The organism is Streptomyces sp. NPDC059373 (assembly GCF_042751495.1).
In the GTDB taxonomy this organism is placed as follows: domain Bacteria; phylum Actinomycetota; class Actinomycetes; order Streptomycetales; family Streptomycetaceae; genus Actinacidiphila.
On sequence record NZ_JBHYXC010000002.1, the window covers coordinates 7487 to 28790 of the forward strand.

Consider the following 21304-nt stretch of genomic DNA (forward strand, 5'->3'; position numbering starts at 1 on the left):
GGACCGCCCAGCCCCGATGGGGAGCTTTACGGCTCGAACTTGTAGCCCAGGCCCCGCACTGTCACCAGGTAGCGCGGCGCACCCGGGTCCGGCTCGAGCCCTGTCCCGCGTGCGCCTCTCGCACCGCTCGGCCCCAGGGGGCCTCACGGGCATCGAAGCCCTGCGCCGGACTCCGTCCGCCGTGCTGGGCACGCCGCACCGGACGCCCGGCATTGCCTCCGAGCGCCTCGTGGTCCACAGCAGGTCGGGACCGGGTGGCGGACCGCCCAGCCCCGATGGGGAGCTTTACGGCTCGAACTTGTAGCCCAGGCCCCGCACTGTCACCAGGTAGCGCGGCGCACCCGGGTCCGGCTCGATCTTGGCGCGGAGTCGCTTGACGTGAACGTCGAGCGTCTTCGTGTCGCCCACGTAGTCGGCGCCCCAGACGCGGTCGATGAGCTGCATACGGGTCAGGACGCGCCCGGCGTTGCGCAGCAGCATCTCGAGCAGGTCGAACTCCTTGAGCGGGAGGTCCACCTTGCCGCCGCCGACCGTGACGACGTGGCGATCGACGTCCATACGGACCGGGCCGGCTTCCAGGGCGGCAGGGGAGACCTCCTCGGGCTCGCCGCGGCGGCGCAGTACGGCCCGGATCCGGGCGACGAGTTCACGTGAGGAGAAGGGCTTCGTGACGTAGTCGTCCGCTCCTATTTCCAGGCCGACAACCTTGTCGATCTCGCTGTCCTTGGCGGTCACCATGATCACCGGGACATTGGACTTCAGCCGCAGCTGGCGGCAGACCTCGGTGCCGGGCAGGCCCGGCAGCATCAGGTCGAGGAGTACCAGGTCGGCGCCGTTGCGTTCGAACTCGTCCAGCGCGTCGGGCCCGGTCGCCGATACGGCGACTTCGAAGCCCTCCTTGCGGAGCATGTACGACAGCGCGTCGCTGAAGGATTCTTCGTCCTCGACGACGAGTACACGGGTCACGGAAGGACCTCCGGGGCAGGGATGTGATCAGGGAACGTCTCGTAGAGCTGGTCGTCGTCCTCGGACTCGGTGTCCGTGGCGACGACCCGGTCGCGCGCGGCGATCCCGGCCTCCGGGAGTCGCAGGGTGAAGGTGGAGCCCTGGCCTTCGGCGCTCCACACCGTGACCTCCCCGCCGTGCGAGGCGGCCACGTGCTTGACGATGGACAGACCGAGTCCGGTGCCGCCCGTCTGGCGCGAGCGCGCCGGGTCGACCCGGTAGAACCGCTCGAAGACGCGGTCCCGGTCCTTCTCGGAGATACCGATGCCCTGGTCGGTCACGGAGATCTCGATGAGATCGCCGCCGGGCGCGGCGATCCTACGCCCCGCTATCCCTACGCGGGTACGGGCCGGACTGTAGTTGACCGCGTTCTCGACGAGATTGCCGAGCGCGGCCGCGAGCTGGCCCCGGTTGCCCCAGATCTTGAGATCGGGGCCGCCGCCGGTGGCCATGGTGATCTGCTTGGCGTTCGCCTGGTGACGGCAGCGGTCCACCGCCTCGGTGACCAGGTCGTCGACCGGCACCGCCTCGGCGTCGTCCAGCGGGCTGTCGTCCTGGACCCGGGAGAGGTCGATGATCTCCTGGACCAGGCTGGTCAGCCGCGCCGCCTCGTGTTGCATCCGCCCCGCGAAGCGGATGACCGCCTCGGGGTCCTCGCTCGCGTCCATCACCGCTTCGGAGAGCAGCGACAGCGCGCCGACCGGCGTCTTCAGCTCATGGCTGACGTTCGCGACGAAGTCGCGTCGGACGGCCTCGATCCGCCGGGCCTCGGTCAGGTCCTCCACCAGCAGGAGCACCAGCCGGGAGCCCAGCGGCGCCACCCGGGCCGAGACCGCCAGTCCCTCACCGCGGCCCGCGCCGCGGCGCGGTAGCTCCAGCTCGACCTGCCGTATCTCGCCGTCCCGCCGGGATTCGCGGGCCATCTGCAGCATCTGGTCGACGGCCAGTCGGCCGCCTCGTACCAGCCCGAGGGCGTACGCCGCCGAGCTTGCCTTGACCACCGTGTCGCCCTCGTCGAGGACGACCGCCGAGGAGCGGAGCACGGACAGGACCGTGTCCACCCCCGGCGGCAGCACGGCGTCGGTGTGCAGGGAGGTGCGGGTGGGGCGGGCTTGTTCCCGCTCGCTCCAGCGGAACGCGAGCATCGCGATCACGCCGGTCATCAGACCGGCGATCGCTGCTGCTGCGGCGACTGCCGCGTTCACGTCCATGCCACCAAGACTAGGCGGATGATTCGCCCTGCCCACAGCCATGCGGGCGGGTTCTCGAACAGGCGTTGCCAAGAGTTCACCGTGGTGTCAGTAGTGGTTCATTCCGGATGCCCGGCCGGTACGCGTTCAGCCATAAGCGTGGGAGCGTGGAGGATAGGCCCCATGTAGGACCAGTCGTACGAAGTGTTAACGGACGGAAGGACAGCGACAGCGATGCGGGACGCATACCACGAGGAGCTCGACTCGATCGGTGACGGACTGGTCGAAATGGCCCGGCTGGTCGGCTCGGCGATCGGACGGGCCACCACCGCCCTGCTCGACGCCGACCTCAAGATCGCGGAGAGCGTGATCGCGGCCGACGAGAAGGTGGACGACCTGCAGCGCGACCTGGAGAACCGGGCCGTCACCCTCCTGGCCCGCCAGCAGCCGGTGGCCACCGACCTGCGGATCGTCGTGACCTCGCTCCGCATGAGCGCGGACCTGGAGCGCTCCGGCGACCTGGCCCGGCACGTCGCCAAGCTCGCCCGGCTCCGCTTCCCGGAGACCGCGGTCCCCCACGACCTGCACAGCACCATCCTGGAGATGGGGCAGCTCGCGCAGCGCCTGATGGCGAAGGCCGCCGAGGTCATCGTCACCAAGGACGTCGACGACGCGCTTCAGCTGGAACAGGACGACGACCGGATGGACGAGCTCCACCGCGCTCTCTTCCAGCACCTCCTGGACGACCGCTGGAAGCACGGCATCGAGACCGCCGTCGACGTCACCCTCGTCGGCCGCTACTACGAGCGGTTCGCCGACCACGCCGTCTCCGTCGCGAAGCGCGTCGTCTTCCTCGTCACCGGCGAGCACGCCGACGAGCTCACCCCGCCCGCCACCCCCGTCACTTCTGAGCCCGCGTGACGCTTTGTGCCTCTATGCGCCCTTGATGCGCCCACCCCGGGCCGCGTTCACTGGGCCGGAGGCACCGAGCCGAGGAGGGTAACGATGCAGGAATCCCCCACCCCGCCGACCAACCGAGACCAGCCGTCACTTGATCAGGGCCCGCAGCCCGTCATGACCCAGCTGCCCATACTCGGAGCGTGCGGCTGCGGCTCGGGCTGCGGGTGCGGCTGCCAGGCCGGCGGCGCCTGCCGCTGCGGCGGTTGCAGCTGCTGACACTCCTCCGCGCGAACATCCTCGAGGGCCCGTCCGCTTCACCCCGGACGGGCCCTCGTCGACTGCGACCCTTGCTCTCGGCCGGCCCTCGCGCAGGACATCGGCCCTCCTCGGGCCGGACACCAACGGCCCACCACTCGCTGCAGCTCGCTATCCCGCCGGGTGTCATGGGTCTCATGCAGCCACAACCCCCCAGCTCAGATGCAGTCGTGCCACCGCTGGAGCGTTCGCACTGGGTGGCCTTCGCCGGGATCCTCCTGATGCTCACCGGCCTGTTCGACCTCATCAACGGTTTCGTCGCGATTCTGGACCACGGCTACTACGCCACCACCGCCAACCACGGCAACCGGTTGCTCATCTTCAACTACACCGCATGGGGCTGGATCTGGATCGCCATCGGTATCGCGCAGATCCTTGCCGGCCTCGGCGTGCTCCTCGGCGTCAGAGCGGCGCGGCTCACCGGCATCGTGCTGGCCTCCCTCTGCCTGGTGGGCCAGATGATGTTCCTCCCGACCTTCCCCTACTGGTCGCTGTTCACCATGGCTGTGTCCGTGCTGGTGATCTTTGGCCTTCTGATCGAGCCACGCCACGTTCCGGGAATGCGGGTCTGACTGAGCCGGCCGCCGCAGCACATAGGCGACAGCCCCTGAGCTGCACCGTATGCGCAGCTCAGGGGCATGGTCGCCGGTCTTACTTCTTCTTGCCCTGGTTCTTCACGGCCTCGATGGCGGCCGCGGCGGCGTCCGGGTCGAGGTAGGTGCCGCCGGGGGTGAGGGGGCGGAAGGCGGCGTCGAGCTCGTAGGCGAGGGGGATGCCGGTGGGGATGTTGAGGCCGGAGATGTCGGCGTCGGAGATGCCGTCGAGGTGCTTGACGAGGCCGCGGAGGCTGTTGCCGTGGGCGGCGACGAGGACGGTGCGGCCGGCGAGGAGGTCGGGGACGATGCCGTCGTACCAGTAGGGGAGCATGCGGACGACGACGTCCTTGAGGCACTCGGTGCGGGGGCGCAGCTCCGGGGGGATGGAGGCGTAGCGGGGGTCGTCGCTCTGGGAGAACTCGGTACCGTCCTCGAGCGGGGGCGGCGGGGTGTCGTAGGAGCGGCGCCAGAGCATGAACTGCTCCTCGCCGAACTCGGCGAGGGTCTGGGCCTTGTCCTTGCCCTGGAGGGCGCCGTAGTGGCGCTCGTTGAGGCGCCAGCTGCGGTGGACCGGGATCCAGTGGCGGTCGGCGGCCTCGAGGGAGAGCTGCGCGGTGCGGATCGCGCGCTTCTGGAGGGAGGTGTGGACGACGTCGGGGAGCAGGCCGGCGTCCTTCAGCAGCTCGCCGCCCCGGACCGCCTCCTTCTCGCCCTTCTCGTTGAGGTTGACGTCAACCCAGCCGGTGAAGAGGTTCTTCGCGTTCCACTCGCTCTCGCCGTGGCGGAGGAGGATCAGCTTGTACGGAGCGTCTGCCATGGCGTCGAGTCTAAAAGAAAACCCTTTGGCGGCTCTCGGGGCCCCTCTGTAAGCTGCGCGGGCGGTTGGCGGCTATTACGGAACAAGGGGTGCGGGCGTGGTGGATCCGAGACGGGCCATCCGGGAAGCGGTGGCGGGACTGCCGTCCGGGTTCTGGTGGCTGTGGACGTCGACGCTGGTCAACCGGGTCGGCAGCTTCGTGGTCGCCTTCCTGTCGCTGTATCTGACCGTGCAGCGCGGCTACTCCGCCTCGTACGCGGGCCTGGTGGCGTCCCTCTTCGGCCTCGGCGGCATGATCGGCTCCCCGGCCGGCGGGACGCTGGCCGACCGCTGGGGCCGGCGGCCGACGATGCTCGCGGCGCAGCTGACGGCGGCGGCGTCCACCGCCGCGCTGGGCTTCGCCCGGAATCCGGTGGCCATCGCGGCGCTGGTCTTCGCGATGGGCTTCGCGGTGCAGGCCTCGCGGCCGGCGGTTCAGGCGATGCTGTCGGATCTGGTGCCGGGCGAGGACCGGCAGCGGGCCTACTCGCTCAACTACTGGGCGATCAACATCGGCTTCTCGGTGGCGTCCCTGTCGGCGGGCCTGATCGCCGTGCACGGCTTCCTGCTGCTGTTCCTGCTGGACGCGGCGACCACGCTGCTGTGCGCGCTCGTCGTGTTCGTGAAGCTGCCCGAGACCCGGCCGGCGGCCGAGCCGGTGGTGCTGTCGGCCGGAGAAGAGCCGCGGGCGGAGCCGAGGGCGGGGACGCGTGAGGTGCTGCGGGACCGCCGCTTCATGGGTCTCGTCGGGCTCAACCTGCTGCTCGCGGGCATCTTCGCGCAGACCGGCATCGGCCTGCCCATCTCCATGGGCCAGGACGGCATGTCCAGCACCGACTTCGGCCTGGTGATCAGCGTCAACGGCATTCTGATCGTCCTGCTCCAGATCCCGCTCACCCAGCTCGTCACGCGCCACAGCCCCGCCCGGCTGCTGTCCCTCGGCGCCCTGCTCTTCGGCGCCGGGCTCGGGCTGACCGGCTTCGCCGGGTCGATACCGCTCTATGCGCTGACCGTCTGCGTCTGGTCGATGGGCGAGATCATCTACATGCCGACCTCGTCCGCCGCGGTCGCCAAGCTCTCGCCGCCGCACGCCCGGGGGCGCTACAGCGGGATCATGGGGCTCTCGTGGTCCGTCGCCAACTTCGCCGGCCCGCTCCTCGGCGGCCTCGTCATCGACCACGCCGGTACGGGCGCCCTGTGGGCGGGGTGCGCGGTGATCGGCGCGGTGACCGCCGCGGGCTACCTCACGCTGCTGCGGGAGGAGCGGTCAGGAGCCGGGACGGTCGGCGCCGGTGAGGTGCGCGAAGGCGTCAAGGTTGCGGGTTGACTCGCCCCGGGACGTACGCCATGCGTACTCCTTGCGGATCGCGGAGGCGAAGCCCAGCTCGAGGAGGGTGTTGAAGCTGCCGTCGGCGTTCTCGACGACCGAGCCGAGGATCCGGTCGACCTCTTCCGGGGTCACGGCGGCCAGCGGCAGGCGGCCGGTGAGGTAGACGTCGCCGAGCTGGTCAATGGCGTAACCGACCCCGTACAGGCGGAGGTTGCGCTCGAGGAGCCAGCGGTAGAAGGCCTCGTGGTTCTCGTCGGGGTGGCGTACGACGAAGGCGTTGACGGACAGGGTGTGCTTGCCGACCTTGAGGGACACGGTGGTCGAGAGCTTGCGGGTGCCGGGGAGCTTGACGACGTACGAGCCGTCGTCGGCGGTCTCCCATTCCAGCTCCGCGTCCCGGAGCGCCCGTTCGACGGCTTCGCGTGCCTCACCCATGGAGCGATCGTAGGCGACGGCGGCGTTCGGCGATCGCCCCGGCGTAGACGTCGGCGGTGCCGCCGGCCGCCGCGGCCCAGCCGAAGTCCTGGGCGTGGCGGGCTGCGGCCTCACCCAGGCGGGTGCCGAGGTGCGGGTCGTCGACGAAGCGGCGCAGGACGGCCGCGTAGTCGACGGGGTCGTGGCCGGGGACGAGGAAGCCGGTCTGCCCGTCCCGTACGGCGACGGGGAGACCGCCCACCGCGGCCGCCACGACCGGTGTGCCGCAGGCCTGGGCCTCGATGGCGACCAGGCCGAAGGACTCGCTGTAGGACGGCATCACCAGGACGGTCGCCGCCCGGTACCAGTCCGCCAGCAGCTCCTGGCCGACCGGCGGCTGGAACCGTACGACGTCCGAGATGCCCAGCCGCGCCGCGAGCTTCTGCAGCCGCTCCGGCTTGGCCAGACCGCTGCCGCTCGGGCCGCCCACGACGGGGACCACGATCCGCTCGCGCAGCGACGGGTCCTGGGCCAGCATCACGGCGACGGCCCGCAGCAGCACGTCGGGAGCCTTGAGAGGCTGAATGCGGCCGGCGAAGACGGGGATCACGGCGTCCGCCGGGAGGCCGAGGCGTGCACGGGCCGCGGCGCGGCCGTCGGCGGGCGTGAAGAGGTCGAGGTTGACGCCGGGGTGGACGACGGCGACCTTGGCCGGGTCGGCGTCGTAGTGCCGGATCAGCTCGTCGGCCTCCTCCGCGGTGTTCGCGATGAGGCGGTCGGCGGCGGTGACGATCTGCGTCTCACCGATCACCCGGGCGGGCGGCTCGGGCGTGTCACCGTCGGCCAGCGCGGCGTTCTTGACCTTCGCCATGGTGTGCATGGCGTGCACGAGCGGGACGCCCCAGCGCTCGGCGGCCAGCCAGCCGACGTGACCGGACAGCCAGTAGTGCGAGTGGACCAGGTCGTAGTGGCCCTGGCGGTGGCTCGCCTCCGCGTGCATCACGCCGTGCGTGAAGGCGCAGAGCTGGGCCGGGAGGTCCTCCTTGGCCAGGCCTTCGTACGGGCCCGCGTCCACGTGCCGGACGAGGACGCCGGGTGCCAGCTCCACGGTCGGGGGGAGGGTGGCGGTGGTGGCCCTCGTGAAGATCTCGACCTCGATGCCGATGTCGGCGAGCCGCTTCGCCAGCTCGACGATGTACACGTTCATGCCGCCGGCGTCTCCCGTGCCGGGCTGATGCAGCGGCGACGTGTGCACGCTCAGCATCGCGACACGGCGCGGCTTGCGCCCGCCGCCCATACGCCGGGTGATGCGTGCCTGCGCCTTGGCCATGTACTGGCTCACGTCGCGCGGCCCTCCTGTCGTCCACGGGCGGATAGCTGCCCCGAACCCCTTCAACCGGTGGAACGGTCGATTCCATTCCACCGGATCCGTACTCCGTCCGGTTGTGGCCACGGGCCCGTCCCGGGCGGCTGGCGGGGACGGCGCAGGTCCGTGGACCTGAGGGTGCGTCGCCGGGTGCGGCTCCGTGGCCGGGTTGTGCCAGCCCGTTCCGCCTTGCGGAACGTACTCCCACAACCCGGTGAGACCCGTTACAGGGAGAGGCGGTGGACGCCGCCGGCTACGGCGCGTTGGTCGGGGACGGCGGTGCCGGTCCAGCAGGAGCCGCGGCGGGCGAGGAGGCGGCGGAGCCAGACCTCGGTGGCGACGAGTTCGGCGAGGCCGTCGAGGGGGAGGGGTTCGCCGGAGGCGGCGGCGCGGAGGGCTTTGCGGACGACGCGGGCCTCGATGAGCCCGGCGTCGGCCAGGAGGGGGGCGGCGAAGAGGTCGAGGAGGTCGTCGACGGCCGTACGGAGCCCGGTGCGGCCGGCGACGGCGGCGGAGGCCATGGAGTTGGCGCCCCAGCCGGCGGGGAGGTCGCGGATGCCGGCGCCGGCGAGGACGGAGCGCAGGACGGCGGCCCTGGCGCCGGGCTGGACGCGGAGGGATTCGGGGAGGGCGCGGCAGGCGCGTACGACCTGGTTGTCGAGGAAGGGGGCGTGGAGGCGCTGGCTGCGTACTTCCACCGCCTGCTCGAAGACGCGGTGGTCGGCGGCGTGGCGGGCCAGTGCGGCGCGGGCGCGCCGGTCGCCGGGCCGCTCCGAGGGGCCGCGCCGGGCGGCGGCGTCCGCAAGGCGAACCGATACTTCAGCGAGCGCCTCGCCGGTGAGCCAGCGCGCGGCGGGGCCGGGCCGGCACCAGGCCAGGGCCGCCAGCGACGCGGACAGGGCGCCGTCGGGGCCGTCGAAGCGCCGGGCGAGCAGCTGGGCGGCGACGTCTTCCACGCCCTGTTGATAACTCGTGCGGGCGAGCCGCCGCGCCGCCCGGTAGACGGTGAAGGGCACGAGGACCGACCGCCCGGTCAGCCCGTCCGCGCGGGCCAGCGCGGTCATCGGCCGGCGCAGCTGGCGGCGCCGGCGGTCCATGAGCAGGTCGGCGAGGCGCGCCGGGTGCGCGTCGAGGACCTGGCGGGCGCCGTGCCCGACGAAGTGGTCCGCGCCGCCCGCCGCCAGGCGCCGCCGGTGCCGCTCGGCGGTGACCAGGGAGGGGCCGGGTTCGTCGGTCAGGGGGCCGGTGTCCAGGAGGTCGGCGTACGGGAGGGCCTCCTCGCCGCCGGTGACCACGACGTGGTGCAGCCGGGGGTCGGCGGCCATGCTGTGGGCCCGTTCCAGCTCGGCGGCGTTCGAACCGCCGCCCGTGGCCAGGTCGTTGAAGGTGACGGCCAGCAGCCGCTGGCCCGACGCCGAGCCGTGGCCGAGCGGCGTGCCCGGCATCCCGGGCAGCCCGGCGGCCAGCAGGGCGAGCGTGGCGGACGCGGCGCCGCCGGACAGGTCGGCGCCCACGCCGGGCGCGGGGGTCTCGCCGGGCTCCGGTACGAAGCGGGGCTGGGCCAGCCGGGCCCGTACGGCGTCGATCAGGGCGTCCCGCACCCCGGCGATGGCGGTGTCCGCGTCGGAGTTCGGGGCGCCCACGACGAGGGAGGCGGACGGCTCGTAGTCGGCGATCTGTGGCACCCCGTCGCGCATGATCAGCGCATGGCCGGGCGCGACGCGCCGTACGCCGGCGTACGGCGTGCCGTCGCCCAGCGCTTCGGGCGAGTCGGGGCAGGCGAGCAGGGCGGCCAGATGCGTGACGTCGAGGGCTGCCTCGGTGAGGTCGGCGAGGGGGAGCGCGGCGGTCGCGTACGCCGTGCCGCCCGCCCAGCGCGTATGGAAGACCGGCCGTGCGCCCGCCAGGTCGCCGAGCACCGTGATGCGGCGGCCGATCTGCAGGACCGCCGTGTAGCTCCCGGGCCAGGCGGTGAGATGGCGCAACGCACCGCCGCGGGCCGCGAAGAGACCGACCCTCAGCTCGCTCTCGGAGGCATGACAGCGCCCGAGCACGGCGAGCCGGGCCACCTGAGGATCGTGCCCGTTGCCACGGTCGGTGCCGTTACGACCGCCGTTCGCCGGGCGCCCGCCGTGGGGCTCCGCCCGCACGATCCGTACCTCGTCGGACCGCCAGTCGCCCACCACCCACAGCGGGTCCGGATCACCCCACAGGAGCTGCGCCCCGACAGGCATCACCGTCCGTACCGCCGCTCCGGGGCCACCCGGCCCCGCGGCGGCACTGCTCCACCCCACCAGCCACCGCATCGCCGCCTCCGCTCCCGTATGAGCAACATGCTGCCACGGAGCGGGGCGCAAAGAGGCGTATGAGGACAGGGATGAGCGACCGGCCGTGCCCCCAACAGGGCCGGTTCAGGGTGGGTTCAGGGTCGTTTCGCGGTCAGGCCATCCTCAACTCCCATGTCCGAAAGGCGACTTCGAACAGCTTTACAGACTTGAAACGTCGCTTTCACGCCAAAATGTTTGCGACTCCCGAAATATTCTTGACGGCCCTGTAAGGCCGTGACGTGCCGCGGTCCGGGAGGCGTGGCTGCGCCTCCCGGACCGGTCCGCCGCCCGCGGGGATTGTGACGACGGAGCCCCCTGGCCCGCCGTCTCCCCCCAAAGCCGCTAATGGGGGCCGCGGGCCGACCCACTCCACCATGGAAGCGCTCCCTCCCGAACCGGCACAGAGCGCGCAGCCGGGCGCACGGCCGCATACGCCGGGAGCACGCGCCAGCAGCAGGGCAGGAATCTCGCCATCCGGGACAACAGCTCTTAACGGTCGGGATGCGGCGAACTACGCTGGGTGTACCCGAGTTTGCGAACGCCCCGAAGTCTCCACAAGAGGAGTCGGGGCGGCCGTTCTTGCGTCGAACTTGCGTCGTAGGGCGTCCGGCGAGGAGTGCTCATGAACAAGGAACACCGAGGGCCGAATGAAAAACTCGGCACCCTTCTCTCGCTGGCCGGCATCAGCAACGCCGGACTCGCCCGCCGGGTCAACGACCTCGGCGCGCAACGGGGGTTGACCCTCCGCTACGACAAGACGTCCGTCGCCCGCTGGGTCACCAAGGGCATGGTCCCCCAGGGCGCCGCGCCTCACCTCATCGCCGCCGCCATCGGCTCCAAGCTCGGCCGCCCCGTGCCCCTGCACGAGATCGGCCTCGCCGACGCCGACCCGGCCCCCGAGGTAGGACTCGCCTTCCCGCGCGACGTCGGCGAAGCCGTCAAGTCCGCCACGGATCTGTGGCGCCTCGACCTCGCCGGCCGCCGCGGCCCCGGCGGCAGCGGCATCTGGCAGAGCCTCGCCGGTTCCTTCGCCGTCTCGGCGTACGTCACCCCGGCCTCGCGCTGGCTCATAACCCCCGCCGACGCACGCGTCGCCCGGGACGCCCCGGCCCCCGGCATGAACCACGTCGGCCACTCCGACGTCGCCAAGCTCCGCGAAGCGGCGGAGGACGCGCGCCGCTGGGACTCCAAGTACGGCGGCGGCGACTGGCGTTCGGGGATGGTGCCCGAATGCCTCCGCGTCGAGGCCGCGCCGCTGCTGCTCGGCTCGTACAGCGACGACGTCGGCCGCTCCCTCTTCGGCGCCACCGCCGAACTCACCCGCCTCGCCGGGTGGATGGCCTTCGACACCGGCCAGCAGGAAGCCGCCCAGCGCTACTACATCCAGGCCCTGCGGCTCGCCCGGGCCGCCGCCGACGTCCCCCTCGGCGGCTACGTCCTGGCATCGATGTCACTCCAGGCCACCTACCGCGGCTTCGCCGACGAAGGCGTCGACCTCGCCCAGGCCGCCCTGGAACGCAACCGCGGCCTCGCCACCGCCCGCACCATGTCCTTCTTCCACCTCGTCGAAGCCCGCGCCCACGCCAAGGCCGGCGAGTCCGCCGCCTGCGCCGCGGCCATCTCGGCGGCGGAGGGCTGGCTGGAGCGGTCCCGCGACGGCGACGCGGACCCGGCGTGGCTCGGCTTCTACTCGTACGACCGGCTCGCCGCGGATGCGGCCGAGTGCTACCGCGACCTGCGCAAGCCGAGCCAGGTGCGGAGCTTCACGGAGATGGCTCTCGCCCGGCCGACCGAGGAGTTCGTGCGCAGTCATGGCCTCCGGCTCGTCGTCTCCGCCGTCGCGGAGCTCGAGTCCGGCAACCTCGACGCGGCGTGCGCGGCCGGCACGAAGGCCGTCGAGGTCGCCGGCCGCATCTCCTCGGCCCGGACCACCGAGTACGTACGGGACCTTCTCCACCGCCTCGAGCCGTACGGCCACGAGCCGCGCGTCGCCGAGCTCCGCGAACGCGCCCGCCCCCTCCTGGCGGCCCCGGCGTAGCTCCCTCCCCCCTCACCACCTCGTCATCCGGGTTGTGGGAGAGCGTTCCGCAAGGCGGAACGGGCTGGCACAACCCGGCACGGAGCCGCACCCGGCGACGGTGCCTCGGGCCCACGGGCCAGCGCCGTCGGGGTCAGCGCCGTTGCCGGGTGCGGCCGGGTTGGGCCAGCCCGTCCCGCCTCAGGCGGCCGGCCTACCCCCAACCCGTGGGAGGGGGTCGGTCCCGGGGCGGAGCCCGTGGTTTCGGGGAGGGGCGGGGTGGGGGAGGAAACCCAGCGGGAGGTGCGCCCCGTGGAGATCGCAGACGTCGTGGTGATCGGCGCCGGCATCGTCGGCCTGTCCACCGCGTACGCCCTGACCCGGGCAGCCCCCGGCAGCAAGGTGACGGTCCTGGAGAAGGAGGCGGCGCCCGCCCGGCACCAGACGGGGCGGAACAGCGGGGTGATCCACAGCGGGATCTACTACCGCCCGGGGTCGCTGAAGGCGCGGTACGCGACGCAGGGCGCGGCCGAGATGGTGAAGTTCTGCACGGCGCACGACATCCCGCACCACGTCACCGGCAAGCTGATCGTGGCGACGGAGCGGGAGGAGCTGCCCCGGCTGCACGCCCTCGTACAGCGTGGCCGCGAGAACGGGATTCCGGTGCGGGAGCTGGGGCCGGCGCAGATCGCGGCGTACGAGCCGCATGTGTACGGGCAGGCGGCCATCCATGTCGGGACGACCGGGATCGTGGACTTCGGTGTGGTGGCCGCGACCATGGCGCGGCTGGCGACCGACGCGGGGGCGAGGATCCGGTACAACGCGCAGGTCAAGGCGATCCACCGGGCGAGGGGCGGCGAGGTCGTCGTGGAGACGGCGATCGGCCCGGCCGTGCGTGCCCGGGCGCTGGTCAATTGCGCGGGGCTGCACAGCGACCGCGTGGCCCGGATGACCGGGGACGCTCCGGACGTACGGATCGTGCCGTTCCGGGGGGAGTACTACGAGCTGGCGCCGCAGGCCCGTGACCTGGTCCGGGGGCTGGTCTACCCGGTGCCGGACCCGGCGTTCCCGTTCCTGGGGGTGCATCTCACCCGGGGGATCGACGGCGGAGTCCACGTCGGCCCGAACGCGGTGCCCGCGACGGCCCGCGAGGGCTACCGGCGGCGGACGGTCCGGCCCCGCGACCTCGTGGAGACGATCGCGTTTCCCGGGACGTGGCGCATCGCGCGCCGGCACTGGCGTTACGAGACCGGGGAGCTGCACCGGTCACTGTCCAAGCGGGCCTTCACCGCCTCCGTCGCCCGCCTGCTGCCCGACATCAGACCCGCCGACCTGCGCCCCGCCCCCGCCGGGGTCCGGGCGCAGGCGGTGCTGCGCGACGGCACCCTGGTCGACGACTTCCTGTTCGCGGGCAGCGGCCCCTTCGTGCACGTACTCAACGCCCCCTCCCCCGCCGCCACCGCGTCACTGCCGATCGGCCGCGAGGTGGCCGCCCGCGCGCTGGCAGCCGTTCACGCCCCCTGAATTCGACCCGTAAAATCGAGCATTATGTCCCGCACCCCCACGCCCCGCTTCGCCGGTGGTCCCGCCGCGCACCCGCATCCCGAGGCGCATTCCGAGCGCCGGATCCGCACCTTCCATCCGCGTCGCGGCCGGGTCACCACCGGCCAGGCGGCAGCGCTGGAGCGGCACTGGGCGGAGTGGGGGGTGGACATCGACGGCAGCGCCCTCGACCTGGCGGAGCTCTTCAAGGGCACGGACCTGGCGCCCGGGTTTCCGGTGGTCCTGGAGATCGGGTTCGGGATGGGCGTCGCGACCGCGCAGATGGCGGCCGCCGACCCCGGGACCGGGATTCTGGCCGCCGACGTGCACACGCCGGGGCAGGGCAATCTGATCTCTCTCGCGGAGCGAGACGGCCTGTCCAACATCCGGGTCGCGAACGGCGACGCCGTGATCCTGCTGCGCGACATGCTGGCCCCGGACTCCCTCGCCGGGCTGCGCGTCTACTTCCCGGACCCCTGGCCCAAGGCGCGGCACCACAAACGCCGCATGATCCAGGCCGAGTTCGTGTCCCTGGCCGTGTCCCGCCTGCGCCTCGGCGGGACCGTGCACTGCGCGACCGACTGGGAGCCGTACGCCGAGCAGATGCTCGAGGTGCTGTCCGCCGACCCGCACCTCACCAATGTGTACGAAGCGGGCGGCTACGCGGAGCCGCGCCCCGCCTTCCGCCCGATGACGAAGTTCGAGCAGCTGGGGCTGGAGAAGGGCCATGTGGTCCACGACCTGCTGTTCACCCGCACGGCGTGAGGCGGGACACCCGTACGGCGTAAGCAGGGACACCCGCACGGCGTAAGCCGGGACCGCGTAAGGTCGATGAGTGTCCTCGTACTCGCATGCGCCCGACTCGCCCCCACCGAGCCCCCCGGCCGATCCCGAGTATCCGGTCCACCACGACGGTCGCGGCTACTACAAGCCGCGCCGCGCCTTCTGGGAGAACAAGACCTTCCGTGTGGTCGGCCTCTTCGCGGTCCTCGCCCTGTGCGGCGTGATCATCCTGGCCCTTGTGCGCCGTCAGACCGGCACCGAGGGCTTCCTCGTCGGCCTGACCCTGGCGATCCTGCCGGTTCCGCTGCTCGGCTGGGCCTTCCTGTGGCTGGACCGGGTGGAGCCGACGCCCTGGCGGAACGCGGTGTTCGCCTTCGCCTGGGGCGCGTGCGCGGCGACGCTGGTCGCGATCCTCGCCAATGAGTACGCGACCCATCTGCTGGCCACGACCTTCACCGCGACGCCGTCCCAGACCAACACCTTGGGCGCGACCTTCGTGGCCCCGATGGTCGAGGAGTCGGCGAAGGGCTCGGCGATCCTGCTGCTCTTCCTCTTCCGGCGCCGGGACTTCACCGGGATCGTCGACGGGGTGGTCATAGCCGGGCTGACCGCCACCGGCTTCGCGTTCACCGAGAACATCCTGTACATCGGCTCGGCCTTCGGCGAGGACCAGGCGACCGGCTTCAGCGGCATCGCCTCCACCACCGCGGCGACCTTCTTCGTGCGCGTCGTGATGACCCCCTTCGCGCACCCGCTCTTCACCTCGCTCACCGGCATAGGCTTCGCCATCGCCGCCACCAGCCCGCCGGGCAAGGCCCGCCGCTGGCTGGCCCCGCTCGGCGGCTGGCTGCTCGCGATGCTCCTGCACGGCACCTGGAACGGCTCGGCGTCGCTGTCCCCGCTGGGCTTCCTCGCCGTGTACGCGGTGCTGATGATCCCGCTGTTCGGTCTGCTGGTCTGGCTCGCCATCTGGTCCCGCTCCAACGAGTTGAAGACCATCCGCACGCAGCTCCCGGTCTACGCAGTGGCCGGCTGGATAGGCCTCCCCGAACCCGTCGCCCTCGGCTCGATGAAGGCGCGGGGCCTGGCCCGCACGATGGCCCGCCACACCCACGGCGAGGCCGCCGCCCGCACCGTCCGCGAGTACGTCTCCTTCGCCACTGCTCTGGCCTTCCTGCGCGCCCGCGCCACCCGCGGCGCCGCCGGCCCCGACTTCGCCGCCCGCGAGAACGAGCTCCTGCACCACCTCTGGCAGCGCAAGTCGGTCGCCCAGCCCGCCCTGACGCAGGCCGCGTTCACCATCCAGCCGCCGTATCCGCCGGTGTGGGCCCAGCCGTACGCGTACCCGCAGCCCTACCAGCAGCAGCCTTACCAACAGCCGTACCAGCAGCCGTACGGGCCGTACGACCCCGGCCCGCACAACCCGTACCGCCGCTACTGAGTGCCCACCACCGCCCCGACCAGAAGAACAGCCGTCAGGGTCGTCGCGAAAAGGGCACGTTTCACCAAGGACATGGCGCATAACGTAGCGGAGTCAGGCGGCTACGTTCGGCAACTCGCGTTCGCCCACCCGGACGATGCGTGAACCGCCCCGCCCCGGCGCGAGGAGCGCGGCGACGACCCCGGCCGCCGAGAGTGCCGCGGCCACGCCGAGGGCGGGTCCGAAGCCGTCGACGAAGCCCTGCGGCGAGGCGTAGACGCCGGGGCGGCTGAAGACGACCGCGACGAGGGCGATGCCGAAGACGCCGCCGACCTCGCGCGAGGTGCTGTTCGTACCGGAGGCGACCCCGGCCAGGGCGGGCGGGACGGAACCCATCACGGCGTTGGCGACCGTCGGCAGGCACATGGAGATGCCGATGCCCGCCACCGTGAGGGGGATGCTGAGCTGTACGTACCCCATGCCGGGGGTGGCGATCGCGGCGACCCAGCCGAGGCCGGCGGCCTGGAGTGCCATCCCGGCGATCATGAAGGGCCGGTTGCCGTAGCGGTCGGCGAGGGCGCCCGCCAGCGGAGCGACGACCATGGGTGTGGCGGTCCAGGGGAGGATGCGCAGCCCGGCGGCGAGCGGGGAGTTGCCGAGTCCGATCTGCAGGAACTGCGCGATCATGAACAGGGCGCCGAAGAGCGCGGCGAACATGAAGAAGCTGACGGCGTTCGCGGTCGCGAAGGCCCGCACCCGGAACAGCCCCAGCGGCAGCATCGGATGGGTCGCCCGCCGCTGCCACGCCAGGAACGCGGCGAAGACCGCGAGCCCGCCCACCAGCGCCACGATCACCTCACCGCTGCCCCACCCCACGGAGTTCGCCCGCACCAGTCCCCAGGTCACACCGAACAGCCCGGCGCCGGCCAGCGCCAGCCCGGGGAGGTCGAGGTGCTGCCTGGGCCCGTAGCTCTCGGTCAGCCGGCTCAGCGCGAGCGGCACCATGGCCAGCCCGATCGGCACATTGAGCCAGAAGATCCAGTGCCAGTCGATGCCGTCGACGATCGCCCCGCCGACCACCGGCCCGGCCGCGACTGCGAGCCCGGAGATGCCGCCCCACAGCCCGATCGCCGTCCCGCGCTTCTCGGCCGGGAAGGCCTGGCTGATCAGCGTCAGGGTCAACGGCATCACGATCGCCGCCCCCGCCCCCTGCACCGCCCGCGCCGCGATCAGCGCGCCGACGGTCGGCGAAAGCGCGGCGGCGGTGGAAGCGAGCGCGAAGACCGACAGCCCCACGGCGAACATCCGCCGCCGCCCGAACCGGTCGCCCACCGCCGCCCCCGTGAGCAGCAGGCACGCGAAGGCCAGGTTGTAGGCGTTCACCGTCCATTCCAGGTCCGCCAGGCTCGCACCGAGGTCGGTGCGCATCACCGGCAGCGCGGTGGCGACCACCAGCGTGTCGAGGGCGACCATGAAAAGGCCGAGCGCGGCCAGGATCAGCGTCCAGGCCTTGCGTGGCGCGGGGGCGGTCACATCGTCGCGTTCGTCGTTCTTTTCACCTACGTACATCGTCATGACGGATCTCCCTAAGGTCCGGGTCCTGATATCCCGACGAACGCGAGCGGCCCGCATCGACAGCGGCGAAAATTGCCGGGTAGGCCGTGTCGATCCGGGCGGGCGCCGCCCGTCGTATCGGTGAGAGGCCCGAACCGCGGGCCGGGCGAGAGAGGACCGCGCCATGTCGCAGTACCTGATCCTGATCTACGGAGACGAAGCGTCCTGGGACGGGGCGAGCCCCGAGTTCGTCGAGCAGCTCCACAAGGAGCACGCAGCCTTCCAGCAGGCCAACGCCGGCGCGGTTCGAGCGGGCGAGGCGCTGCACCGGACCGGCACCGCCACCTCCATCCGCAAGGACGCGGGCGGCGTCACCGTCACCGACGGGCCCTTCGCCGAGACCAAGGAGGCGCTCGGCGGCTTCTATCTCGTGGAGGCCGCAAACCTGGACGAGGCGATCGCCGTCGCCCAGCAGGTCCCGGCTCCCTTCGGCGGGGTCGAGGTCCGCCCGATCCGGACCATCGACTTTGGCTGACGCCACCGACGCGGTGGCCGCGGCCGGCGCCGCCGCTGTCGCCACCGCAGTCGCCGACGCGCACCGTCACGAGTGGGCCTTCGTGCTCGCCGCGACGGTGCGCGTCACGCGCGACCTGGACCTCGCGGAGGAGTGCGTCCAGGACGCGTACGCCAAGGCCCTCACCACCTGGGCCGATCGCGGCATCCCCCGCCGCCCCGGCGCCTGGCTCACCACCACCGCCCGCAACCGGGCGCTCGACGTGATGCGCCGGGACGCCACCCTGCGGCGTTCGCTGCCGCTGCTGCTACCACTGCCCGACGAGGAGGCCGCGGTGGCCGGGACCAACGGGTCCTCGGGGCCCTCGGGATACTCGGGGTCCTCGGGGCCTTCCGGGGCTTCCAGGGCCGCCACCTGGGACGACTTCGTCGACGACCGGCTCCGGCTGATCTTCATGTGCTGCCACCCCGCCCTCGCGGAGGAGGCCCGGATCGCCCTCACCCTGCGGCTGCTCTGCGGCCTCACCACCGCCGAGGTGGCCCGGGCCTTCCTGGTCAGCGAGCCGACCATGGCGGCCCGCATCACCCGCGCCAAGAAGAAGATCGCGGCCGCCGGCATCCCGTACCAGGTGCCGCCCGCCGAAGAGCTTCCGGCGCGGGTCGACGCCGTCCTCACCGTCGTCCATCTGCTCTTCACCACCGGCCACACCGCCCCCGCCGGCGACGACCTGGTCCGCCGCGACCTGGTCGAACGCGCCCTCGACCTGACCCGCATGCTGCGCACCCTGCTCCCCGCCGACCCGTCGGTGGCCGGGCTGCTCGCCCTCATCCTCCTCACCGACGCCCGCCGCGACACCCGGGCCGCACCCGACGGCCGGCTGCTGCTTCTGGAGGAGCAGGACCGTACGCGCTGGGACCGTGCCGCCATCACAGAGGGCATCGCCCTCGTACGGGAGGCGCTGGCCCGGCGCCATCGGCCGCCCGGCCGCTACGCCCTGATGGCCGCCATCGCCGCCGTCCACGCCGAGGCCCCCACCTGGGACGACACCGACTGGCGCGAGGTCGTCGCCCTCTACGACCTGCTCGTCCGGCTCTGGCCCTCGCCCGTCGTCGCCCTCAACCGCGCCGTCGCCCTCGGCTTCGCCGCCGGTCCCGCGGCCGGCCTCGCCGCCCTCGACGCCCTCGCCGCCGAGCCGCAACTCGCCGGGTACGGCTACCTGTCCGCCGCCCGCGCCGACTTCCTGCGGCGCCTCGGGCGCACGGCCGAAGCCCGTACGGCGTACGAGGAGGCGCTGCTCCTCACCGAGAACAGCGTCGAGCGCGACTTCCTGGCCGCGCGGCTGCGTCAGCTCGCGGGCTGAGCCGCCTGGGCGCCCCGCACCACGAGGTCGTCCAGCAGTTCGCGGGTCGCCTCCGCCACGGCCTCCACGGCCCGGTCGAAGGCCTCGCGGTTGTGCGCGGCAGGGGCCCGGAAGCCGGACACCTTCCGTACGTACTGCAGCGCGGCGGCGTGGATGTCGTCCTCGCCGACCTCGGGCATCACGGGCGGGCGCAGGGTCTTGATGCTTCGGCACATGCCTCCAGTGTCACCCCTCCCACGGCACGATGCGGGGCCTTCGGTGCCACCACCACCCACGCCCGTGCGCGGCCTCGCCGAGCCACCCCTCGTCCTCCACCGTCAACCTCATGAAGACCCCGTCCACCTCACCCAGCGCCTCCCGGAACAGCGCCCCGACCGGCGCCCCCAGCCCGTGCGCGTACTCCGGAATCCGGTCCCGCGCGGTGAGCCCCTCCCGGTAGCCCTCCTGCGTCAGGCCCTCCCCCGCCTCGACCCGCCGCACCGTCCGCTCCCACACCCCCAGCTCCCGCCCCGCCTCGCCCCCCGCGTCCGCATGCTCCCCGCCCCCGTACGGCGCATGCCGGAGCGCCTCCAGCGCCGCCTCGTACCCCTCCACGACCGGCGTCTCGACCTGATTCTCCGTCATGCCTGTTCTCACCCTCCGGACCTGCGGGGCTGTCGCCTACAACGTACGAGTTCGCGAGCCCCGTTACGCGACGCCGCCCCGCCCGTACCCATGGCCGCCGCACAGTGCGGCACAGCCTCGGCGGGCGCTTCCTGCCACCTGTCCACCGGAAGCCCGGAAAGCCCACGGCGCGCGTCGCCCAAGCCCGCCTTCGAACCCGACCGGCACGACCACACCCCCCGCCAGGGCCGCGCGAGTTAGCCCTGCCGCCACCTCAGATCACGCTTCGGCATATCGCCCCGTTCCTGGGACAAGCACACATCCCTACTGCAACGATCTGATTCTCGACCACAGGGGGACACATGCCTACGCCGATCAATCCCACCCCACCCGAACCCCCACCCACCAACACGAACACAAACACGGGCAACCAGGTCCACATCAACCACACCACCACCCCCGGCACCACCCCCAGCGCCCCGAGCGCAACCGCCCGCGCCGCAGGCATCGGCACCCTCTTCTCCGGCATGGCCGCCCTCATCCTCGCCGTGGGCGCCACCCTCGGCCTCGCCGGCGGCGCCACCCTCCAGGCGAAGACCAACGTCCTCCCCATCGGCAACCCCACCCCGACCGTCACCACCACCGTCACCGCAACGGCCACGACCACGACCACCGCCACCCCCGCCGCCGCCAACGCGGACACCGGCACCATCGACACAGCCGGAAATGCCTCCGGACCGTCCGGCATCACCAACGACGGCTGGCTCGTCTTCTACCGCAGCAGCACCGAAACCGTCGGCTACACCGGCCTGGACTTCGGCTCCAAGCCACCCGTTGCCGTCAGCGCCTACGCCGAATTCCGCATCGCCGGCACCGAAGGCGGCGACCCCTACATCGAACCGATCAGCGACTACACCATCGTCCGCCTGACCAGGCCCGGCACCATCGGCCCCAAATCCTGCAAGTCCCAAGCGACCAGCCACGCCGAACAGCACAAAATCATGCCCATCAAGACCGGCTACAGCTACTGCATGTACCTCGAGACCGCAAGCAATGGAAACCTCGCCGTCTTCCTCACCACTCTCGAGGTCACCAACAAGGGCCTCGAAAACAGCACCGCCCGCTTCTCCGTCACCATCTGGTCCGAACCCGGCGAGTAGCCAGGTCGTGTCAGTGACTCCTGTTAGAACTGGACCATCACGGACACAACTC

Annotated in this window: 19 protein-coding genes and 1 pseudogene; 10 read left to right on the plus strand and 10 right to left on the minus strand. The window is 72.1% G+C overall.

The features are described from left to right. Window positions 1-26 precede the first annotated feature (26 nt). The 3 genes and pseudogenes from ACFXJ5_RS41250 to ACFXJ5_RS04210 all read right to left on the minus strand — a co-directional run. Window positions 27-98, minus strand: a pseudogene (locus ACFXJ5_RS41250) (DNA-binding response regulator); the annotation flags it as partial. Window positions 99-285: 187 nt separating this feature from the next. Further along, window positions 286-966 (minus strand): response regulator, encoded by a 681-nt coding sequence (locus ACFXJ5_RS04205; RefSeq protein ID WP_384626596.1) that lies wholly within the window; start codon window positions 964-966, stop codon window positions 286-288. Next, window positions 963-2216, minus strand: a complete 1254-nt coding sequence (locus ACFXJ5_RS04210; RefSeq protein WP_384626597.1) for a sensor histidine kinase — start codon at window positions 2214-2216, stop codon at window positions 963-965. Before ACFXJ5_RS04210 ends, ACFXJ5_RS04205 begins: the two co-directional genes overlap by 4 nt. A gap of 213 nt (window positions 2217-2429) precedes the next feature. On the opposite strand from ACFXJ5_RS04210, the gene phoU reads away from it, so the two are divergent. Together phoU and ACFXJ5_RS04220 are read left to right on the plus strand one after the other, a co-directional pair. After that, complete coding sequence (gene phoU / locus ACFXJ5_RS04215; RefSeq protein WP_384626599.1) at window positions 2430-3116, plus strand: phosphate signaling complex protein PhoU; 687 nt, start codon at window positions 2430-2432, stop codon at window positions 3114-3116. Window positions 3117-3580: 464 nt separating this feature from the next. After that, window positions 3581-3982 (plus strand): DUF7144 family membrane protein, encoded by a 402-nt coding sequence (locus ACFXJ5_RS04220; RefSeq protein ID WP_384626602.1) that lies wholly within the window; start codon window positions 3581-3583, stop codon window positions 3980-3982. A 79-nt stretch (window positions 3983-4061) separates the two neighbouring features. On the opposite strand, the gene ACFXJ5_RS04225 is transcribed toward ACFXJ5_RS04220, so the two are convergent. Next, the gene (locus ACFXJ5_RS04225) at window positions 4062-4823 is read right to left on the minus strand and encodes a phosphoglyceromutase (RefSeq protein WP_384626604.1); all 762 of its coding nucleotides are present in this window, start codon (window positions 4821-4823) and stop codon (window positions 4062-4064) included. A gap of 97 nt (window positions 4824-4920) precedes the next feature. Here ACFXJ5_RS04225 and ACFXJ5_RS04230 point away from each other — a divergent pair, with 97 nt between their 5' ends. Further along, the gene (locus ACFXJ5_RS04230) at window positions 4921-6189 is read left to right on the plus strand and encodes an MDR family MFS transporter (RefSeq protein WP_384626605.1); all 1269 of its coding nucleotides are present in this window, start codon (window positions 4921-4923) and stop codon (window positions 6187-6189) included. On the opposite strand, the gene ACFXJ5_RS04235 is transcribed toward ACFXJ5_RS04230, so the two are convergent. The 3 genes from ACFXJ5_RS04235 to ACFXJ5_RS04245 form a co-directional block, all read right to left on the minus strand. Continuing rightward, a complete protein-coding gene (locus ACFXJ5_RS04235; RefSeq protein WP_384626608.1) occupies window positions 6130-6627 on the minus strand; it encodes a YbjN domain-containing protein in 498 nt (165 codons plus the stop codon). The two genes, ACFXJ5_RS04230 and ACFXJ5_RS04235, sit on opposite strands and share 60 nt — an antisense overlap. Further along, entirely contained in the window at window positions 6620-7948 is a 1329-nt protein-coding gene (gene mshA, locus ACFXJ5_RS04240; RefSeq protein ID WP_384626611.1) for a D-inositol-3-phosphate glycosyltransferase, read from the minus strand. Before mshA ends, ACFXJ5_RS04235 begins: the two co-directional genes overlap by 8 nt. A 248-nt stretch (window positions 7949-8196) precedes the next feature. Continuing rightward, window positions 8197-10278 (minus strand): asparagine synthase-related protein, encoded by a 2082-nt coding sequence (locus ACFXJ5_RS04245; protein ID WP_384626613.1) that lies wholly within the window; start codon window positions 10276-10278, stop codon window positions 8197-8199. 643 nt (window positions 10279-10921) lie between these two features. Here ACFXJ5_RS04245 and ACFXJ5_RS04250 point away from each other — a divergent pair. From ACFXJ5_RS04250 to ACFXJ5_RS04265, 4 genes are all read left to right on the plus strand, one after another. Beyond that, window positions 10922-12337 (plus strand): MFS transporter, encoded by a 1416-nt coding sequence (locus ACFXJ5_RS04250; protein ID WP_384626616.1) that lies wholly within the window; start codon window positions 10922-10924, stop codon window positions 12335-12337. A gap of 291 nt (window positions 12338-12628) precedes the next feature. After that, window positions 12629-13840: an L-2-hydroxyglutarate oxidase gene (gene lhgO / locus ACFXJ5_RS04255; protein ID WP_384626619.1), complete on the plus strand. Its 1212-nt coding sequence runs from the start codon at window positions 12629-12631 to the stop codon at window positions 13838-13840. 24 nt (window positions 13841-13864) lie between these two features. Then, entirely contained in the window at window positions 13865-14623 is a 759-nt protein-coding gene (trmB, locus tag ACFXJ5_RS04260; RefSeq protein ID WP_384626622.1) for a tRNA (guanosine(46)-N7)-methyltransferase TrmB, read from the plus strand. Between the two features lie 70 nt (window positions 14624-14693). Further along, a complete protein-coding gene (locus tag ACFXJ5_RS04265; RefSeq protein WP_384626624.1) occupies window positions 14694-16082 on the plus strand; it encodes a PrsW family intramembrane metalloprotease in 1389 nt (462 codons plus the stop codon). A 93-nt stretch (window positions 16083-16175) separates the two neighbouring features. On the opposite strand, the gene ACFXJ5_RS04270 is transcribed toward ACFXJ5_RS04265, so the two are convergent. Further along, on the minus strand, window positions 16176-17636 hold the full coding sequence (locus ACFXJ5_RS04270; protein ID WP_384626627.1) for a DHA2 family efflux MFS transporter permease subunit: 1461 nt from the start codon (window positions 17634-17636) through the stop codon (window positions 16176-16178). A 163-nt stretch (window positions 17637-17799) separates the two neighbouring features. Between ACFXJ5_RS04270 and ACFXJ5_RS04275 the strand changes: the two genes are divergently transcribed. Both ACFXJ5_RS04275 and ACFXJ5_RS04280 read left to right on the plus strand, forming a co-directional pair. Beyond that, window positions 17800-18150: a YciI family protein gene (locus ACFXJ5_RS04275; RefSeq protein ID WP_384626630.1), complete on the plus strand. Its 351-nt coding sequence runs from the start codon at window positions 17800-17802 to the stop codon at window positions 18148-18150. Further along, window positions 18143-19489 (plus strand): RNA polymerase sigma factor, encoded by a 1347-nt coding sequence (locus tag ACFXJ5_RS04280; protein ID WP_384626631.1) that lies wholly within the window; start codon window positions 18143-18145, stop codon window positions 19487-19489. The genes ACFXJ5_RS04275 and ACFXJ5_RS04280 overlap by 8 nt, the downstream gene beginning before the upstream one ends. On the opposite strand, the gene ACFXJ5_RS04285 is transcribed toward ACFXJ5_RS04280, so the two are convergent. Together ACFXJ5_RS04285 and ACFXJ5_RS04290 are read right to left on the minus strand one after the other, a co-directional pair. Next, window positions 19474-19704 (minus strand): DUF2277 domain-containing protein, encoded by a 231-nt coding sequence (locus ACFXJ5_RS04285; RefSeq protein WP_384626634.1) that lies wholly within the window; start codon window positions 19702-19704, stop codon window positions 19474-19476. The two genes, ACFXJ5_RS04280 and ACFXJ5_RS04285, sit on opposite strands and share 16 nt — an antisense overlap. Window positions 19705-19714: 10 nt before the next feature. Next, window positions 19715-20113: a hypothetical protein gene (locus tag ACFXJ5_RS04290; protein ID WP_384626637.1), complete on the minus strand. Its 399-nt coding sequence runs from the start codon at window positions 20111-20113 to the stop codon at window positions 19715-19717. Between the two features lie 341 nt (window positions 20114-20454). Between ACFXJ5_RS04290 and ACFXJ5_RS04295 the strand changes: the two genes are divergently transcribed. Beyond that, on the plus strand, window positions 20455-21252 hold the full coding sequence (locus ACFXJ5_RS04295; protein ID WP_384626639.1) for a hypothetical protein: 798 nt from the start codon (window positions 20455-20457) through the stop codon (window positions 21250-21252). Window positions 21253-21304: the final 52 nt, after the last annotated feature.

Coding starts and splice junctions, on each gene's coding strand:
- ACFXJ5_RS04210 (WP_384626597.1), bottom strand. CDS start 2,216: ATGGACGTGAACGCGGCAGTCGCCGCAGCAGCAGCGATCGCCGGTCTG.
- phoU (WP_384626599.1), top strand. CDS start 2,430: ATGCGGGACGCATACCACGAGGAGCTCGACTCGATCGGTGACGGACTG.
- ACFXJ5_RS04225 (WP_384626604.1), bottom strand. CDS start 4,823: ATGGCAGACGCTCCGTACAAGCTGATCCTCCTCCGCCACGGCGAGAGC.
- ACFXJ5_RS04235 (WP_384626608.1), bottom strand. CDS start 6,627: ATGGGTGAGGCACGCGAAGCCGTCGAACGGGCGCTCCGGGACGCGGAG.
- ACFXJ5_RS04245 (WP_384626613.1), bottom strand. CDS start 10,278: ATGCGGTGGCTGGTGGGGTGGAGCAGTGCCGCCGCGGGGCCGGGTGGC.
- ACFXJ5_RS04250 (WP_384626616.1), top strand. CDS start 10,922: ATGAACAAGGAACACCGAGGGCCGAATGAAAAACTCGGCACCCTTCTC.
- trmB (WP_384626622.1), top strand. CDS start 13,865: ATGTCCCGCACCCCCACGCCCCGCTTCGCCGGTGGTCCCGCCGCGCAC.
- ACFXJ5_RS04270 (WP_384626627.1), bottom strand. CDS start 17,636: ATGACGATGTACGTAGGTGAAAAGAACGACGAACGCGACGATGTGACC.
- ACFXJ5_RS04275 (WP_384626630.1), top strand. CDS start 17,800: ATGTCGCAGTACCTGATCCTGATCTACGGAGACGAAGCGTCCTGGGAC.
- ACFXJ5_RS04285 (WP_384626634.1), bottom strand. CDS start 19,704: ATGTGCCGAAGCATCAAGACCCTGCGCCCGCCCGTGATGCCCGAGGTC.
- ACFXJ5_RS04290 (WP_384626637.1), bottom strand. CDS start 20,113: ATGACGGAGAATCAGGTCGAGACGCCGGTCGTGGAGGGGTACGAGGCG.
- ACFXJ5_RS04295 (WP_384626639.1), top strand. CDS start 20,455: ATGCCTACGCCGATCAATCCCACCCCACCCGAACCCCCACCCACCAAC.